This window comes from Paenirhodobacter populi (assembly GCF_004022215.1).
Classification (GTDB): domain Bacteria; phylum Pseudomonadota; class Alphaproteobacteria; order Rhodobacterales; family Rhodobacteraceae; genus Rhodobacter; species Rhodobacter populi.
This window is the reverse complement of the sequence record NZ_SAUZ01000034.1, coordinates 1-18,177: the sequence shown is the minus strand read 5'-3', so window position 1 is coordinate 18,177 and position 18,177 is coordinate 1. Positions and strand designations below refer to the sequence as shown.

Sequence of the window (18,177 nt, the reverse complement as noted above, 5' to 3'; positions counted from 1 at the left end):
CCGATGGCCACTGACACCTACACCACCAAACGGGACGTCACCCTGTCAAAAAAGGCACGGCGGATCTGGCGTTCGGTGATGAGAGCGTGGATTGATACCAGATTCGCTGCGAAATTTCAGCATGCAGGAGATGGCGAACAGGATTTCTATACTGAATTCCAGCTCAATTTTAGAGCATATCGGTATTTTTTGGTCAATTTCCACAAAACGGGCTTGATCCAGATTTATCCATACCTCCATCTGTATACAGAGCGGTGTTACATTGGGAATGCAGAAGTGAATAAGGCTGGGCAAATCAATGCGCTCAATGGGGCAGAAGCCGTGGTCCGTATGCTCGAGGCCAATGGCGTTACCCATGTCTTCGGCCTCTGCGGCGATACGAGCCTTCCGCTTTATGACGCGCTGGCCAGACTGGAGCACGGCATCATCCATGTGCTGACCCGCGACGAACGCAGCGCGGCCTATATGGCCGATGGCTACGCCCGCGTGACCGGCAAGGTCGGTGTCTGCGAAGGGCCAAGCGGCGGCGGCGCCACCTATATTTTGCCGGGGCTGGTGGAATCGAACGAATCCGCGGTGCCGGTCCTGTCGATCACAACCGATGTTCCTGTGACCGCACGGGGGCATTACCCGCTGACCGAGCTCGACCAGAGCCGGCTCTTCGCGCCGCTGACCAAATGGAACAAGGTCATCGACACGGTGAACGAGATCCCTCAGGTGATCCGTGCTGCCTTCCGGGCGATGACCACCGGACGTCCGGGGTCGGCCCATATCGGCCTGCCTTACGATCTGCAGAAACAGGCCTTCAGCGGCGACGACATCTGGGCGCAGGCCGGGCATGGCGCGGTGCCCGCCTGGCGCATGGGAGCCGATCCCGAAGCTGTCGCCCAAGCGGCGACAAAGCTGCTCGGAGCGCGTCTGCCGGTCTTCATCGTCGGTGGCGGCGTCGTCACCTCGGGCGCGACCGGGGCGCTCGAGGCCCTGGCCGTGGCGCTCAAGGCTCCGGTCTGCACCACCATCACCGGCAAGGGCGCCATTGCCGAGACGCATCCGCTGGCAGTCGGCGTCGTCGGGGCCAATGGTGGTGTCGATGCGACCCGTGCCGTGGTGTGCGAAGCGGATCTGGTGATCTTCGTCGCGTGCCGCGCCGGTTCGACCACGACAGAGCATCGAACGGTGCCCACGGCAGATATTCCGATCATCCACATCGACGTCGATCCGATGGCGATCTCGTGCAACTATCAGACCGATGTGGCGATCGTCTCTGATGCGCGGCTGGCGCTCGAGGCGCTCTGCGCCGCGGTCTCGGGGCGGCTGGCCGAGCGCGATGCGGCGGCACGCGACGGTGCCCCGCTCGCCGCCGAGGCGAAGGCGCGGAAATGGGCGGCGTTCAATGCGATCGCGGCCTCCGGGGAGCTGCCGATCCGGCCCGAGCGTGTGATGCAGGCGCTGAACCGCCTTCTGCCTGAGGATTCGATCGTCGTGGCCGATCCCGGCACGCCCTGCCCCTATGCCTCGGCCTTCCTGGAAATGCGCAAACCCGGCCGCAGCTACATCACCAACCGTGCCCACGGCGCCCTCGGCTATTCAATGGCGGCGGCGACCGGGGCCTGGTTCGGTCGCCCTGAAGCCACGGTCTTTTCGCTGATGGGCGACGGCAGCTTCGGCTTCACCGTTGGCGAGCTTGAGACCATCCGCCGTCACAAGGTGCCGCTGAAGATGATCGTCTTTTCCAACGCGGTCTTCGGCTGGATCAAGGCCAGCCAGAAGGAAGGCTACGGCGAGCGCTATTTCTCGGTCGATTTCCTGCGCACGGATCATGCCGCTGTGGCCGAAGCCTTCGGCATCAGGGCTTTCCGTGCCGAGACGCCGGATCAACTTGATGTTGCGATCGCTGCCGTGCTCGCGCACGACGGTCCTGCCCTGATCGATGTTATCTGCCAGCCGCTGCAGGACACTGCGGCGCCGGTCAGCAAGTGGATGGGCTGAGGCCGGTCCGATCTTGACTTCGCCCGCCGCGCCCGGATGCGGCGGCCACTCTCTCGCAGTTAAAGACATGGATGGAGACGAAGATGACTGCCACGACCTTCACGCCAAGCCGCCGTGCCCTGCTCGCGGGCGCCGCAGCCTTGGGCGCAACAGCTGTTCTGCCCCGCATCGCGGCCGCAGCCGCCTCGACGACAGTGACCCAGTTCATCTGGACCGGCGCACAGGAACCCGTTCCGCGGCGGATCGCGGAAGAGTTCATGAAAGCCAATTCGGGCGTCATGATCGAGATGATTGCTGGTACCAACGGCGCGACCTATCCCAAGCTCGCCGCCTCGATGCAGATAGATCCGAATGCACCACTGCTGAACTTCGGCTTTTTCAACATGGATGCCAGCGAACGCGGCCGTGCGGCGGGCCTCTGGGCTCCGATCACCTCCGAAGATGTCCCGGCCGTCTCGCATATCCTTCCAGCCTATCGGCAGAAGGACAATCTTGGCGCCTTCTTCTGCATGGATGTCGTGGGGCTGGCCTATAACACCAACCACTTCTCGACCGCCCCGGACAGCTGGGAGATGCTTTTCGATCCGGCGCTCAAGGGCAAGATCGCCTTCTGGGACAACTTCTGGCCCGGCAACGCCCTGCCGACGATCGCCAAGCTGCACGGCGGCAGCGAGGATGACATCGAAGTCGCCATGGCGATGTATGAAAAGGCGGCCAGGGACGGGCAGATCGCGGCCCTCGTCACCTCGAACTCGCAGCTTCAGCAACTGCTGGTCTCGGGCGAGGTCGTGCTGACCCCGGGGTTCCGCGGCGTGGTCCTGCCCTGGATCGCGCAGGGTGCGTCGGTTGGCTATTCCGTGCCGAAAGAGGGGCAGGTGGCCTTCCCCGAAGGCTTCCAGCTGGTCAAGGGGGGCACGCCGGAACAGGCCGCGCTCTGTAAGCAGCTGCTCGAGATCTCGCTCTCGCCCGAGAATGTGCTCGATTACTGCAAGACCGCCTATGTCGTGCCGCTGATGGACAACGTGGCCCTGCCCGAAGATATGGCGTCCGATCCCGCAATCCAGCCCGACGCCATCGCAAATGCCATCCAGCTCGACTACGCTAAAATTGCCGCGAATGGCGCGAAATGGGGCGAGGACTGGGCGCGGCGCGTGAAGGCCAACCTCTGAGCGCGCGCGGGCCGGACCCTGGACTCCGGCCCGCTCCGGTCCCGCAGGCCGGCCCAGGCAATTTTCAGGCTCAGGACGGCAGGAGGAATTATGGCCGACGTCGAACTCAGAAACGTCAGCAAGCTCTTCGGCGCCGGCAAAGTCGTCGATGACATCGACCTGCAGGTCGAGCGCGGGGAATTCTTCTCCCTTCTCGGCCCGTCGGGATGCGGCAAGACCACCACGCTGCGGATGATCGCCGGACTTGAAGCCCCGACCTCGGGCGATGTGATGATCCGCGGCCAGCGGGTCAACGATGTCCCGATCGAGAAGCGCGCCACCAATCTGGTGTTTCAGAAAATGGCGCTCTTCCCCCATATGAACGTCTTCGACAACGTGGCTTTCGGCCTGACGATCAAGCGGATGCCGCGGGCCGAGATCCGGCGCAAAGTCGAGGCGATGCTGGCGGTCGTCAGCCTCGAAGACTTTATCGCCCGTCCGGTCACCGGCCTCTCGGGAGGCCAGCAGCAGCGTGTCGCGATCGCGCGGGCGCTGGTGAACGAGCCCGCGGTGCTGCTGCTCGACGAGCCGCTCGGCGCGCTCGATCTCAAGCTTCAGCTGAGGCTCCAGCGCGAATTGCGCCAGATCCAGAAGGCGACCGGCACGACCTTCATCTATGTGACTCACAACCAGGCCGAGGCGCTGACCATGTCGGATCGGCTTGCGGTGATGAACGGCGGCAGGATCGAACAGCTCGGCACACCTGCCGAGATGTATCTCGCGCCCGCGACCAGCTTCGTCGCCAGCTTCATCGGCCGCACCAATCTGCTTGAGGGACGCATTGCCTCCGTCTGTGCCGGCGCGGCGCGGATTGAGGCCGGGGGTCTGTCCTTCCTGCTGCCCGCGGGTGGCGCCACCTCTGGAGAACGGCTGGCGCTGTCGTTGAGGCCAGAGCGGATCGCGCTCGTCGGCGCGGGGCAGGGGCAGACCCAGGGCCGGATCGCCGAGGTCGAGTTCATGGGCGCGACCGTGCTCTACCGCGTCGCTCTGGCCGCTGGGCCGACCCTGCTGGTGCAGGCTCTGGCCGGAAACGCCCCCCTCGCCGGGGGCACATCCGTCGGCCTGGATTTCGCACAGGATGCCGCGGTTCCGATCCGCGCCACCACCGTTTCGGAGGATACGGAATGAGCGGGGCCGCCGCCCGCCCGGGAAACGCGCTGCCGCGCTGGATGCGGGTGAGCTTGCTGGTGGCGCCGGGCTTCGTGCTGGTGATGCTGCCGTTTCTCGGTGCCATGACCACACTTGGCGCCTATAGCCTGAACATCAACAGCACCGATGGCAGCGCCGCCGGGTTTCACGTCTGGAGCCGCTTCCTTGGCGATCCGTTCAGCTGGAAGGTGATCTGGACCTCCGTGCGCATCGCCGCGCTCGCCACGGTCTTCACCCTGTTGCTCGCCTATCCCACGGCGGCGGCGCTGCTGCGGCTGAGAAACCCGCTTTTCACAGGCCTCGCCTATGTCGCGCTGTTCTCGCCGCTGCTGATGAGCGTTGTGTCGCGCTCCTATGGCTGGATGCTGCTTCTGTCGGAGACCGGCTTCGTCAATGCGCTGCTCGGCCAGCTCGGTCTGGGCCCCTACAGGCTGATCTTCAACGAGACCGGGGTCATCATCGCGATCGTGCATGTGATCATGCCCTATGCGGTGCTGCCGATCCTGAATATCATGACCCAGGTCCCTGGCCTTTATAACGAGGCTGCGCGCGATCTCGGGGCTTCGGGCTTTACGCTTTTCCGCCGCGTGACGCTGCCGCTGACGCTGCCCGGCATCGTCGTCGCCGCCGAAATCGTCTTCGCGCTCTCGATCTCGGCCTTCGTCACGCCAAGCCTGCTGGGGGCGGGACGGGTGCAGACCCTGTCGCAGATGATCTACGAAAACATCGGGCTGATCGAGTGGGCGATGGCGGCGGTACAGGCGATCGTCCTGCTCCTGACCGCGCTGGCCGTGCTTTTCGTGCTCGAGCGGGTCAACCGTTCGACCCATGCCGCGAAAGGGGACTGAGAATGCATGACTCTCTCTTCAAGCGCGTGGCCCTGCAGGTCATCCTGATCGGCGTGATCCTGTTCATGCTGGCCCCGATCCTGATCGTGGTGGTGAATTCCTTTAACGCCTCGCCTTTCAATGCATGGCCGCCCACCGGCTTCACCCTCGAGTGGTATCGCAAGGTCTTTGCGAACCCGCATTTCCGGACCGGCGCGATCAATTCGGTCAAGGTCGGCCTGCTGTCCACCGCGCTGGTTCTGGTGCTGGGCACCCCCATTGCCTATGCGCTGGCCCGGTTCCGGCTGCGCGGGCTTGCGGCGATCCGCGCGATCCTGTTCGCGCCGCTCGTGGTGCCGCGGGTTGCGATCGGGTTTTCGCTCTTTGTGCTGTTTATCGCGACGGGGGCGGGGCTTTACGGCACCTTCGCCGGGCTCGTGCTCGCGCATGCGATCCTGATGCTGCCCTTTGTGGTCACCATCCTTGCCGCCAGCTTCGGCGAGGTCGACCCGATCGTCGAGGAAGCCGCGCGCGACCTCGGTGCCGCGCCGGTCTCGACCTTCTTTCGCGTGGTGCTGCCGCAGATCCGGGGCGCGCTGGTCGTCTCGGGCCTTTTCGCTTTCATCACATCGTTTGACGAGGTGGAAACCACGATCTTCCTCGTCAAGCCGGCCGTGAACACTCTGCCGGTCGAGATGTATCACTTCCTCGAACAATATCAGGATCCCACGCTGGCGGCGCTCTCGACGCTGCTCATCCTCTTCACCCTGGTGATCGCCCTCGTCCTGCCTTTCGCAGTGCGCGGCAAGGCCCTGCTGAAGATGATGGGATCCGAAAGGCACGGATCATGACAGAGACCAGACCCCTCTACCGCCTGGGCATCGACATCGGCGGAACCTTTACCGACCTTGCCCTCCTGAACGAGGCCACCGGGCAGATGATCGCTTTCAAGACGCCCTCGGTTCCCTCCGACCCGGCGCGGGCGGTGCTGAATGGGGTGACCATCCTGCGCGACGAGCACGGGATCGCCCCGGCCGACATCGCCTATTTCGTGCATGGCACCACACTCGGGCTCAACACCCTGCTGCAGCGCAACGGCGAGCGGACCGGCCTGCTGGTCACCAGGGGCTTTCGAGACCTGCTGGAAATCGGGCGGCTGCGCCTGCCCGATCCGACGAACTATTACGTCGAGCGCATCCGTCCGCTGGTGAACCGCCGCGACGTGATCGAGATCGACGAGCGGATGGATGTGCACGGCCAGGTGGTCGCGCCCATCGACCTCGCGGCAGCCGAAGCCGCAGTGGCCGCGAAGGTTGCCGAGGGCGTCAAATCCTTCGCGGTCGTGCTGATGCATGCCTATCGGAACCCCGGGCATGAGGCGGCGCTTGCGGAACATCTGCAGGCGGCCTTCCCCGAGATCTATATCTGCGCCAGCCATCGCATCTGGCCGCAAGCGCGCGAATTCGAGCGGGGCCTCGTCACTGCGATCAACGCCTATGTCGGCAAGCCGATGAAGCGGTATTTCGACCGGCTGCACGAGGACATGGCGGGCGTCGGCCTGCGCGCGCGGCTGATGACCACCAAATCGAACGGCGGCATCATGACCGCGGCCTCGGCCGCCGAGACGCCGGTCGAGACGCTGCTGTCGGGGCCGGCCTCGGGGGCGATGGGAGCGCTGATGACCGGGCGGGCGATGGGCTATGACAAGCTCATCGGCTTCGACATGGGCGGCACCTCGGTCGATGTGGCGATCGTCGATGGCGACATGCTCTATTCAAATGAAAGCCAGGTCGGCGATTTTCCGGTGATCATGCCCACGGTCGACATCTCGTCCATCGGTGCCGGCGGCGGATCCATTGCCTGGCTGGACAACTCGGGCATCCTGAAGGTCGGTCCGCAAAGCGCCGGTGCCGTGCCGGGACCTGCCGCTTATGACCGTGGCGGCGACCGGCCCACCGTCACCGATGCCTATGTGCGCATCGGTCTTTATGCGCCCGACCGGGTGCTGGGCGGCGGCCTCAGGCTCGACCAGGCCCGGGCCGAAGCGGCGCTGGCCGAACTGGCAGGGCCGCTCGGCCTGACCACGGCCGAGGTCGCGCAGGGCATTCTCGACGTCACCACCGCGAACATGTTCGCCCAATTCATGCCGCTGATGGCGCGCAAGGGCCTCGAGCCGCGCGATTTCAAGCTGCTGGCCTATGGCGGAGCCGGAGCGCAGCATGCCTTCCTGCTGGCGCGGGAGGTGGGTGTGGAATCGGTGCTGGTTCCGGCCTCGCCGGGCACGCTCTGCGCGCAGGGCAGTCTCGGGGCGGATCTACGGCAGGACTTCATCGCGAGCCTGCCGCACGGCGTGATCGACCGCCCGCAGATCCTGCGCGAGGCCTTCGGGCGTCTCTCGGCCGAGGCGCGTTCCTGGCTCCAGGCCGAGCCGGTGCAGGTGCTGTCGACCGAGGTCAGGCTTGCGGCGGACATCCGCTACCGCGGACAGTCCTTCGACCTGACGGTGCCGGTCCTGGCGACCGAGGATTTCGGCGGCGAGACGATGACCGCGCTGATCGCGGCCTTCCATTCGGCCTATGCGGTGATCTACGGCTTCGCCGATCCGAAGGGCGCAATCGAGATTACCAACGCCCGGGTGACCGTTCTGGGCGTCACGCCGAAAGCGCGTCTCTCCGACTCGCTCGAACCGGCGGCTCCGGGCGCGCGGCCGGAACCACGACTGATCGGCCCGCTGATCGAACAGGGGCGGGAGGTCACGGCCGCCTTCTACGACCGCCGCACCCTGCGTCCCGGCCATGTCATCGAGGGCCCCGCCGTGGTCGAGGCGTCCGATACCACCATCTATCTGCCCGGCGATTTCACGGCCGAGATCGACGCGCGTGGCAACCTGTTGGGGCGCCTGCGTCCCCCGGCACAGGGCAATTGAGGAGCGACCGGCGATGAAGACCAGCCCCGTCCAACTCGAGATCTTTCGCAACCGCTTCCAGGCGATCGTCGAGGAAATGGCCTCGGTGACCCTGCGCACCAGCTTCACCGTCTTCGTCAAGGAAACCTCGGACTTCGGCGCCTGCCTCGTTGCACCGACGGGAGAGGTGCTGGCGGCACCGACCGAGACTTCGGTTTCCCTGATGGTGGGCCTGCCGGGATGGGAGGCGGTGAAGGCCTTTGACAGCTACGAGGAAGGTGATGTCTGCATCGCCAACGATCCCGACACCACCCGCGGTCTCTCGACCCACCTGCCTGACATCTGGGTCTGGCGACCGATCTTCGTCGAGGGAGAGATCGTCGCCTTCGCCTTCAACTTCATCCATTCCTCGGATGTGGGGGGCCGGGTTCCGGGGTCGATCACGCCGGTGGCCACCGATGTCTGGCAGGAAGGAATCCGCATCCCGCCGCTGAAGCTGGTGCGCGCGGGCCAGATCAACGAAGATATCGTGAAGCTGATCTTGACCAATTGCCGCATCCCGGATGGCAACTGGGGAGACATCAAGGCCGAACTTGCCTCGCTCGCCACCGCCGATCGCCGGGTGCGCGAGCTGGCGCAGCGCTATGGCCGTCAGGCGGTGGCCGATGGCATCACCGACCTGCTTGCCAGCGCCGAGACCCGCGCGCGCCGGATCATCGCGACGATCCCGGACGGCAGCTATTCTGCCAGTGACTACATGGAGATCGAGGCGGGCGTCACCCGCCCGATCCGCATCGCCCTGACGCTGCATGTGGCGGGCGAAGATATTGCCCTCGATTTCACCGGAACCGACCTGCAGGTCAAGGCGGCCTTCAACCTGCCGACCTATGGCCAGCCCGGGCATTACATGCTGTCGCTGGCGATGCTGAATTACTTCCGCACGCTCGACCCCCAGATTCCCTACAATTCCGGGCTGACGCGGCCGCTGAAGATGACCCTGCCGCAGGGCACGATCGTGAACCCGGATCCGGGCCGCGCCTATGGCGTGCGTGCGGCGACCTTCATCCGGGTGATGGATGTGATCATGGCCTGTCTCGGTCAGGCTCTGCCCGAGGCGACTCCTGCGGCCAGCGCGGGGGCAATCGCGATCGTGCTGCTGTCGAATTTCGATCCTAAAAGCGGTCAGCGCCGCATCACCGTGGCACAGCCCCTGTCGGGCGGGTCCGGCGGGCGGCCGCGCCAGGACGGAATCGAGGGCACCTCCTTCACCGGCGGCTGGCTGCGCAATGTCCCCAACGAAGTTCTGGAAGCCGAAATGCCGATCCTCGTCGAGGAATACGGCTATGCAACCGACAGCGCGGCGGCTGGTCTGCACCGCGGAGGGGCCGCCGTCCGTTTCCGCTTCCGCAACCTGCAGCCCGGGACGGTGCTGACCGCGCGCGGGCTGGAGCGGTTCCGCTTCAATGCCTGGGGCCTGCATGGCGGAGCGGCCGGGGCGAACACCCAGGTCCGCCTCAATCCCGAGGGCGCGGCCCGTGATCTTGGCCAGATCGACCTTGTCGAGCTGGACCGCGGTGATGTGGTCGACTTCCTCTCGCCTTCCGGCGGCGGCTACGGTGACCCGCGCGCGCGCGCGCCGGAAGCGGTGCTGCGCGATGTCGAAGAGGGCTATCTGACATGTGCCGCCGCGCGCGCCGGGTATGGCGTGGTGATCGGGGGCGGGGCCGTCGACGTCGCTGCGACCGAGGCTTTGCGCCTGTCGCTGCCGGCGCAGGCCGGGATCGACAAGGGCAGCCATCGCGCCCGCTTCGAGGCCGATTGGCCCGAAGCCGTGCAGGAGGCGCTGATCGCCGCGCTGCTGCTGCGCCCGGCAGCGGTGCGCGATACGCTACGTACCGGGCTCGAAGCGCGGGTGCTGGCTGAGACACGCGCGGGAACGCCCCCCGACCGGACCCGAATCGAAGCGCTGATCACTGAATTGACCTCGGAGGAAACCGCGTGATGACCCCACCCCCCATTCCCGTCTCTCCGGCGCAGTGGCCCTGCGACCTCGATCGGCTGCGCGGCCTGATGCAGGCCGCCGGGCTGGACGCGATCCTGGCCTTCGGCGGCGCGAATTTCCTTTATCTCACCGGATATCAGAACTATTTCGACGCTCCCGGCGCCTCGGTCGCGCTGATCCCCGCCGATCCGGCGCAGCCGCCGATGATCCTGATTGCCGCCTGGATGGCCGATGCCGCCGCGGCCGCGAGCCGGATCACCGAGATCGAGACCTTTCCGCTCTGGCTTGAGATCGGCGATCTCGAAGCGATCCGTGCGGGCACCCAGGCCACCATCGCCAAACCCAGCCCGCGCTACGACATCGGAGCGAACATGCGGCGCATCGCCGAGGCGCTGAGGGCGCGCGGACTTGAGCGCGGGCGGATCGGCCTCGAGATGGGTGCCGTCAGCGCCGCGACCTTCGCGCAGCTTGCGACCGCATTGCCCGCGGCGCGGCTGATCGAAGCGGCAGCGGTGTTCACCGATCTGCGCATCCATAAGTCGCCGTGGGAAATCGCCTGTATCAAGGAGGCGACGCTCGGGGCCGAACATGGCCTTCGGATTCTGGCCGCGACGCCATTGCGTGGTCGCGACGTGGCTGGATTGAAACAGATCTATGACGCGGCCTGCGCTGATTTCGCGGCTGCGCGCGGGACGGGGGGATATCTCGGCACCCGAGTGACGGCTTCGGTCGGGGGGGCGATCTCGCCCACCATCGCCGGGGGAGCGCGGGTTACGGGCGCGGAGCTGGTGTTCTTCGATTGTGCGACCTCGATTCATGGCTACGGCTCCGACACCGGCCGCACGCTTGCCTTCGGCCGGCCTTCGTCCGAGGCGCGTCAATTCCTCGATGCCGTCATCGCCGGAATGGCGGCGGCGGAGCCGCTTCTGCGCCCCGGCACGCCGATGTGCGAGGTATTCCATGCCGGGCACGAGGCCGTGCGCGCGCATGGATTGCCTTGGTATACCCGCGGCCATATCGGCCATACGATGGGCCTCGGCATGGGCGAGCAGGGGCCTTATCTTTCGCCGGTGGAGACCCGGCCACTGGAGGCGGGCATGGTGATCGCGCTTGAAACGCCGCTCTATATCCGGGGGCTCGGGGGCTTCCAGGTCGAGGACTGCTACGTTATCACCGAAACGGGGGCGGAGAAATTTACGACCCTGCCCCGCGACTTCCTGTTTGCGGAGCTTTAAGGGGATGTCGGTGATCAAGGCCGTCGCATCGAGCAGCGTCGAGCGTGTCTATGAAGAGCTGCGCGAGCTGGCGATCCGGTTCGACATGCTGCCCGGCGAGCGGATCAACGAGGTCGAACTCGCCGCGCGGCTCAACGTGTCGCGCACGCCGCTGCGGGAAGCACTCAATCGCCTGACGGCCGATGGCTTCCTCGATTCGCGTCCCGGCAAGGGCTTCTATCGTCGCGCGCTCGAGGTGAACGAGATCGTTGATTTGTACGAGCTGCGTCTTCAGCTCGAAATTGCGGGAACCGGCCTCGCCATCCAGCGCGCCACGCCCGCGCAGATCGATCCGATCCGCGCCTTTATCGATGTCAGCCGCCGGGAAGATCCCGAGCGCGGCCTTTATGAACTCGTGCAGCTCGATGAGACCTTCCATCTCATGCTGGCGGGCCTTTCGGGCAATGAAGCGCTGGTCGATACGTTGCGCCGCATCAATGCGCGCATCCGTTTCGTGCGCTGGGTTGCGATGGAGAACGACCGCCGACGGCAGACCCAGGCCGAGCATGCGCAGATCCTCGAGGCCGTTGCCGCGCGTGACGGAGCGCGGGCCTACGAACTTCTGCACGCCCATATCGAATGCAGGCGCGAGCAGATCACCGCTGCGATCCGTGAGGGTTACGCGATGATATATATGCGCGATTCAAGGGCTTAGGGGCTTCACCGATGGCAGATCACACGACATCCCGCCTTCAGGGTCTTACGGGCCTGCCCGAATGCCGCAATCGCGACTGGGCGCGGCGCGCCATCGCGCTTCTCGAAGGCGATGGGCGCCGCTCGGCCGATACCCATCTCGTCAATCCTGTCTTCAAGGGGTTGAAGGGGATTTCGGTTTATCTGAAGGACGAAAGCACCCATCCGACCGGCAGCCTCAAGCATCGGCTCGCGCGGTCACTGTTTCTTTACGGGATCTGCAATGGCCGGATCGGGCAGGGAACCAAATTGATCGAAGCCTCCTCCGGCTCCACCGCGGTGTCCGAGGCCTATTTCGCCCATCTCCTCGATCTGCCCTTCATCGCCGTCATGCCTCGCTCGACCAGCACCGCGAAGATCGAGGCGATCGAGCGCTTCGGCGGGCGCTGCCATTTCGTTGATCACGCGGGCGAAGTCTATGAGACCGCCGATCGGCTGACGACAGAGACTGGCGGGCATTACCTCGACCAGTTCACCAATGCCGAGCGCGCGACCGATTGGCGGGGCAATAACAACATCGCCGAAAGCATTTTCGCCCAGATGCGGGGCGAGGCACATCCCGTCCCCGAATGGGTGGTGATGAGTGCGGGCACCGGCGGCACTTCGGCCACAATCGGGCGCTATATCCGCTACAAGAACCTCGCCACCCGGCTCTGTGTCGTCGATGTCGAAGGCTCCGCCTTCTACCCAGCCTGGTGCGAGGGCGATCTCGACGTCACCGCGCCAGGAAGCAGGATCGAGGGGATCGGTCGCCCCAGGGTGGAGCCATCCTTCATCCCCGGCGTGATCGATCACATGATCCGAGTCCCCGACGCGGCCTCCATCGCGGCGATGCACGTGCTCTCAGATCGGCTCTTCCGCCGGGTCGGAGGGTCGACGGGGACGAATTTCTTCGGCCTTCTCTGGGTTGCCGCGAATATGATGCATGAAGGGCGCGAGGGATCTCTCGTCACGCTTGTCTGTGACAGCGGTGACCGTTACGCACAGACCTATTACAACCCCGACTGGCTGGCTGCGAACGGTTTTGACATCGCCCCCTGGCGGGCGATGATCGAGCGCTTTCTGGACAGTGGGGACTGGTCGAATGGCGCAAACGAAATTCGGTAGAAGGCGCGTTTGCTCTGAACGCGCATCAAGACGACGCCTTGCTGTGGATCACCCTGAAGATGGAATTCATCGCGCGGTCCGGCATCCAAAGCTCCGGCGCAATGCAAATACCGCGTTCCATGACCGTGGTTGCCTTCGCTCGGCTGAGAACATGGGGGCCCAGCTTGCACGGCGCCGTGGTGCCAAGCGGGCCATGGTAGCGATTGCTCGACGCATCGCGGTGAATCTTGCACCGGATGTGGATCGATGGCGCCGACTTTCGAACCGACATTCAGGCCCTCAATGCGGCCATCAGCCTCAGATCGGCACCTGACACAGGGCGAGGGCTTGTAATAGAAGGCCCCCCGGCTGATCCCCGGCACGACGGTCTGACGGCTGAGGCTCAGCTTGGCTGTGGGATCGATCATCTTTTTGCGCATGGCAACAGACCTGCCTTGCCGAGCGCGCCGGACATCGTAGCAGGAACCGTGGCCCCTGTGGGGCCGCGTAAGTCCTGCGGAGGATCGTTCTCCAGCGTCAGCTCCCTATGCTATTCATCGTCACTTTCATTGGCTTTGCCGAGTCTCTTCCGGAGAAAAAGCGGAGGTCGCTGGCGCCCGGGCCGCTCGCCGCGAGCTATGTCACGGTTCTTTCCGACAAGAGATTCATCGGTTTCACTCTCGTCTATTCGTTCGGCTTTGCCTGCATGTTCAGCTATATCTCCGGCTCCGCTTCCATGCTGATGGGCGAATTGAAACTATCGGAAACGGCCTTTTCGTTGATCTTCGCGGTCACATCATGCGGCATCCTCTTCGGCTCGCTTCTCAGCAGCCGCCTCAGCCGAAAACAGGTCCCTTCGCACAGGATCATCAATTCTGGCCTTGCCGCCATGGGGAGCAGCGCCGGCCTGCTGTTCGCGCTGGTCTACGCCGGGATCGTCAGCGCCTTTATCATCGCGCCGCTGGTCGCCATCGTCATCTTCTGCTTCGGTCTCATCACGCCGAGCGCCAACCATGAGGCGCTTCACAAGCTGGGGCATGTCGCAGGCTCCGCATCCGGCGTCATGCGCTGCATCCAGATGCTTTTCGGCGCAATAGCAAGCGCCCTCGTTGCCGCGCTTGAACCAACGGGAAATCCGGCGCTCAACATGGCGGGCCTGATGCTGGCGTCTCTCCTGCTTGCGGGCGGAGCGTATCTCTTTGTCATGCGGACGGAACGAGCCAGCGTGACCGCCGCGACGGATTGATACGGCTTGTCAGGCGCTCATCGATTTTCGGATCGCGGCAACCGCCAGCTTTCCCGCCGGCTCGTATTCCAATCGCCAGGATACCAGCGAGCAGTCCATGAATCCGGGCCGAGCAGACTGCGGAGAAGACGACAAAGGTCGCCGGCTTCGAGCGGCGCAAGCCGATCAAGAAGTCATTCCCCGAGCATCTGCCGCGGGAGCGAGTGATCGTTGGGGCCGACCTCGAGGCGGCTTGGTCGTATCCCGGCACCACCGCAGAAACCAGGAAGCGCATCCTGCGCACCGTACTCGAGGAAATTGTCGTGACCCTGACCGAGACACGGATTGAGATGCTGCTCCACTAGCAAGGGCGTGAAGAAGGGCCGGACCTGGGCCTATGTCCGCGATCAACGACCCTGGTCCGGCGCGGCGCCGCCGGGCGTCACCTACCAGTTCGCGCCGGACTGGAAGGAAGAACATGTCCGCCATCATCTGCGACGGTCCGGCGGCATCCTCCAAGCCGATGGCTACAAAGGCTATGCCAAGCTCTACCTCCCCGAGCCGGACGGCAGCCCGGCTCGATTCCGCGAGGCTGCCTGCTGGGCGCATTTACGCCGTGACTTCCATGATGTCTGGCAGTCTACCAAATCCGAGATCGCCCGCGAGGCGCTCGACCGGATCAAGCCTGCGTCGTCCTGCTGCTAGCGGAGGCGCAGACCGGGTTGTTGGTGGAGGAACTGATATCGGCGCCGCGTAGAGCCCAAGCCCGCGGAGCCGGGGCCGTCGACGTCAGGGCGGATACACGTTCGTTGAGATGTGAGGGCGCCGCCGCCGATATCCAGGACAGATTTGCCTGGCCGTGAATTACACCCGTGTGCATCCGCGCTGAGGGTTGGCCTTGCAATTTTGGAATCGTGAGCTATATTTGCTATGTATCCTCTAGATATATCCTAGGTAGCAGTTCCATGCAATTTCTCCTGCAGACGAACGAAGACGTCGCAACGATCATCGCCGAGATGACGGGCAGACCGGGTCGGCCAGGTCCACGGCGTCTTGTGAGCCATGACCGGTTGCAGGCCCTTGCCACTGAAAGCGGCATGGTTCTGGTGCTTGTCGGGGATCTGCAGGGTGAGGCTCACGCTGCAGAGCGCCCCAGCGTAGAGCATTACGCGGAAGTGGTCGAAGCTGCGCTTTCCGCCGAAATCAGAACGCTGGCCGACAGCTATCGAAGGATGATCCGCGATGAGCTTCCTTCCGGACGCAACCTTGCGGTCAAGACAGCGCTGAACCGTGTCAGGGTCCAGGAACAGTTTCTTGCCACGTTGGACATGGCGGACCAAGGGGAGGCCTGCGAGCTGCTTGGCCTTTCCAGATCCAACCCCTCTGCCACGCTCCGCCGCAAGGAAGACCGCGGTGAACTGATCCGTATCGACCGCGACGGCAGGCCCTTCTATCCGCTCTTTCAGTTCGATGTGGACGGCGGGCGGATCTATCCGGTTATCAGCGAGATCAACCGTCTACGACCGACGCATTGGAGCAATATGCGTGTCTGCTACTGGCTCAGCCGTGCGCATGCGGATTTCGGGCGCCCGCCCGCAGAGCTTCTGGGACGGGCAGATGAAGAGATCCTCGATGCGTTCCGCCGAGCTATAGAGCCGGAAACGCACGGCTGATGTCGTCACGGATCGAGATGGAGCTGGCCGACCCGGCTCCTGAGAACTTTCGGGACCCAATGCGCACTCAGTTGCCATCCGGCGCAGAGCTGCACCGGATCCACAATCAGGCTCATGGGCCTTGTGAGTTCAACGGCACGAACCTTGGAAGTGCCCGGTTCTCTCCGATCAAGGATCTGCACGGAAAGATCATACCCACTATCTACGCGGCGGAGAGTTTCAAATGCGCCGCCTGTGAAATCATCCTGCGCGCACCGGACGCGGTTTCGGATCCGTCAGCCCTCACGGTGGTGTCTCCGCAAGACTATCAGAGCTACCAGCATTCCGTGGTCCGAAGCCGTCGTGCGCTTGATCTCGTTGACCTGACCGCTTTCGGACAACGCGCGATCGGACTTATCGGGAATGCGCTTCTTGCCGGCGGCACGCTGCACTATCAAACCACGCGTGCCTGGGCCGAGGCTATCCACGCATACATCCCTTGGGCAGCGGGCATCTATTACACGTCCTATCAGGCAGGCCCGGAGTTTGCGCTGATCCTCTTCGGGGACCGTTGCAGTGATGCCCTCGAGGAGACGGCCCCTGCCCGGCCGATCAGAGCCCCCTCGGTCGAGGACGAAATCCGGGATATTGGCAAGGCAATTGGTATCGAATACGCCGATATTTGATCAAATTTTTTGGCTAACCTGCCACCACCGCTCGGTCGCTGCCATGGCTGGCCGTGCGTGACAAGGACAGCTTTCATCATAACGGATACTTAGCTCTATCGTGCCAAGGGGTCAAGCATAATTCACATATCTATATGATATTTATAATAAATTTAGTATATGCGAAGCTAGCACCCGCATCCTTGGCTCGCCCGTGCAGACACTGTGAAGAGCAGCTGTGGCCGCGGCCACAAACATGTAATGGGCAACAGGCAGGTCGATCACAGATTGTCAGGCACGGGACTTTTCGTGGTGGCGACGGCGCCAAGATGACCTGCGTTGCCAGATTGTGACCGCGGTCACAAAAGCGAAATGAGCTTCCTTTCTGTCGCGAACCGGACGCTGATCCGGCTTCATGGCGGGTCTGTAGGCGCCTGACGTGAAACGAAGAAGCAGCTTCAAAAAATGAAATCTACACCAAACGAATTTCTATAGTCAGTATTTATGTTATAATATATCCTTCAGTGGCGCAAACCTTGTATGGCTGCCGTTCAAAAGTCGATATGACGTTATGCTGGTCGCCAACGAGTTTTCACCTTTGTTGTGCCCAGCAAAGCCAGAGCAAAATCGTGATTGCGAGCTAATGCCTCTTGAGTCTCGGGCGACATCACGGTTCTGGCGAAAGGGGCAGCCGCATGCTCGCGCGGAAGCCGCGCATGCTGGTTGCGATCGCGCTCGCCAACAAGATGGCGCGCATGATCTGGGCGATGCTCGCGCGGAACGAGGACTATAGAGATCCTGCCGGCACTGATCAGCCCCAGTTGAGTGGTCCAGTTTGAAAGTTAGTGCATAATCGACCTTTGGTCCATCTGGACGAGGCTTTCTGGGGCCGGCAGGCGATAGCCCAAGGCGCGGTCGTGTTGTCATGCCTTCTCCCTTGCTCGATCAGGATCTGTGCCTCGCGGAGGCTGTAGAAGACCTCCCCATTCAGCAGTTCGTCGCGAAAGCGGGCGTTGAAGCTCTCGCAATAGCCATTCTCCCAGGGTGAGCCGGGCTCGATAAACTGTCCGGGCGCCGACAGCGCCGATCCAATCCCGGATGGCCAGGGCAATGAACTCCGGTCCATTGTCGGAGCGGATGAAAGCCGGCACGCCACGCAAGATGAACAGGTCGGTCAGTGCATCGATCACGTCTGTCGCGTTCAGCTTGCGCCGCACCCTGATCGTCAGGCATTCGTGGCTGAACGCGTCGAGGATGTTCAGCGTCCGAAACACCCTGCCATCATCAGTGCGGCAATGAACGAAGTCATAAGACCAGACGTGGTTTCGATGTTCAGGACGCAACCGGATGCAGGATCTGGCGCTTGACGAACGGCTCACATGAGGAGGATTGGATCAAGCGGCTTTCATTGGATCATTGGCTTTTCTCCTTCTGACTTTTCGGATCTCGGGTCCGGTCCCCGTTGGAACGCGTGTCAAAGACCTGCGCGCTCAAGCTCACAT

General features: G+C 63.6%; 14 protein-coding genes and 3 pseudogenes. 16 read left to right on the top strand and 1 reads right to left on the bottom strand.

What is annotated here, in order from left to right; all coding sequences use genetic code 11:
• The first annotated feature begins 3 nt into the window (after positions 1-3).
• The 16 genes and pseudogenes from D2T30_RS20345 to D2T30_RS23970 all read left to right on the top strand — a co-directional run bounded on the left by D2T30_RS20345 (position 4) and on the right by D2T30_RS23970 (position 17,514).
• Positions 4-1,989, top strand: coding sequence for a thiamine pyrophosphate-binding protein (locus D2T30_RS20345; protein WP_277749568.1), 1,986 nt, complete (start codon positions 4-6; stop codon positions 1,987-1,989).
• Between the two features lie 83 nt (positions 1,990-2,072).
• A complete protein-coding gene (locus D2T30_RS20340) occupies positions 2,073-3,158 on the top strand; it encodes an ABC transporter substrate-binding protein (protein WP_164884382.1) in 1,086 nt (361 codons plus the stop codon).
• A gap of 90 nt (positions 3,159-3,248) precedes the next feature.
• Positions 3,249-4,325 (top strand): ABC transporter ATP-binding protein, encoded by a 1,077-nt coding sequence (locus D2T30_RS20335; RefSeq protein WP_128210324.1) that lies wholly within the window; start codon positions 3,249-3,251, stop codon positions 4,323-4,325.
• The gene (locus D2T30_RS20330) at positions 4,322-5,194 is read left to right on the top strand and encodes an ABC transporter permease (protein WP_128210323.1); all 873 of its coding nucleotides are present in this window, start codon (positions 4,322-4,324) and stop codon (positions 5,192-5,194) included. The genes D2T30_RS20335 and D2T30_RS20330 overlap by 4 nt, the downstream gene beginning before the upstream one ends.
• Before the next feature lie 2 nt (positions 5,195-5,196).
• Positions 5,197-6,024 (top strand): ABC transporter permease, encoded by an 828-nt coding sequence (locus D2T30_RS20325; protein ID WP_128210322.1) that lies wholly within the window; start codon positions 5,197-5,199, stop codon positions 6,022-6,024.
• Positions 6,021-8,099, top strand: coding sequence for a hydantoinase/oxoprolinase family protein (locus D2T30_RS20320; RefSeq protein WP_128210321.1), 2,079 nt, complete (start codon positions 6,021-6,023; stop codon positions 8,097-8,099). Before D2T30_RS20325 ends, D2T30_RS20320 begins: the two co-directional genes overlap by 4 nt.
• Before the next feature lie 13 nt (positions 8,100-8,112).
• On the top strand, positions 8,113-10,080 hold the full coding sequence (locus D2T30_RS20315; protein WP_164884381.1) for a hydantoinase B/oxoprolinase family protein: 1,968 nt from the start codon (positions 8,113-8,115) through the stop codon (positions 10,078-10,080).
• On the top strand, positions 10,080-11,315 hold the full coding sequence (locus D2T30_RS20310; RefSeq protein WP_128210319.1) for a M24 family metallopeptidase: 1,236 nt from the start codon (positions 10,080-10,082) through the stop codon (positions 11,313-11,315). The genes D2T30_RS20315 and D2T30_RS20310 overlap by 1 nt, the downstream gene beginning before the upstream one ends.
• Positions 11,316-11,319: 4 nt before the next feature.
• The gene (locus D2T30_RS20305; protein ID WP_128210318.1) at positions 11,320-12,009 is read left to right on the top strand and encodes a GntR family transcriptional regulator; all 690 of its coding nucleotides are present in this window, start codon (positions 11,320-11,322) and stop codon (positions 12,007-12,009) included.
• Positions 12,010-12,020: 11 nt separating this feature from the next.
• On the top strand, positions 12,021-13,154 hold the full coding sequence (locus D2T30_RS20300) for a PLP-dependent cysteine synthase family protein (protein WP_128210317.1): 1,134 nt from the start codon (positions 12,021-12,023) through the stop codon (positions 13,152-13,154).
• A gap of 526 nt (positions 13,155-13,680) precedes the next feature.
• Positions 13,681-14,379, top strand: coding sequence for an MFS transporter (locus tag D2T30_RS20290; protein WP_128210316.1), 699 nt, complete (start codon positions 13,681-13,683; stop codon positions 14,377-14,379).
• A 101-nt stretch (positions 14,380-14,480) separates the two neighbouring features.
• Positions 14,481-14,597 (top strand): annotated as a pseudogene (locus D2T30_RS24335) (IS66 family transposase); the annotation flags it as partial.
• A gap of 127 nt (positions 14,598-14,724) precedes the next feature.
• Positions 14,725-15,039: pseudogene (locus tag D2T30_RS20280) on the top strand (IS66 family transposase); the annotation flags it as partial.
• A gap of 284 nt (positions 15,040-15,323) precedes the next feature.
• Entirely contained in the window at positions 15,324-16,031 is a 708-nt protein-coding gene (locus tag D2T30_RS20275; RefSeq protein WP_128210315.1) for a hypothetical protein, read from the top strand.
• A complete protein-coding gene (locus D2T30_RS20270) occupies positions 16,031-16,696 on the top strand; it encodes an RES family NAD+ phosphorylase (protein ID WP_206613026.1) in 666 nt (221 codons plus the stop codon). Before D2T30_RS20275 ends, D2T30_RS20270 begins: the two co-directional genes overlap by 1 nt.
• Before the next feature lie 695 nt (positions 16,697-17,391).
• Positions 17,392-17,514 carry a hypothetical protein gene (locus D2T30_RS23970; RefSeq protein ID WP_277749570.1) on the top strand — a complete coding sequence of 41 codons (123 nt, stop codon included), beginning with the start codon at positions 17,392-17,394 and terminating at the stop codon, positions 17,512-17,514.
• Between the two features lie 3 nt (positions 17,515-17,517).
• Here the strand turns inward: D2T30_RS23970 and D2T30_RS20260 are convergent.
• Positions 17,518-18,030: pseudogene (locus D2T30_RS20260) on the bottom strand (DDE-type integrase/transposase/recombinase); the annotation flags it as partial.
• Between the last annotated feature and the right edge of the window lie 147 nt (positions 18,031-18,177).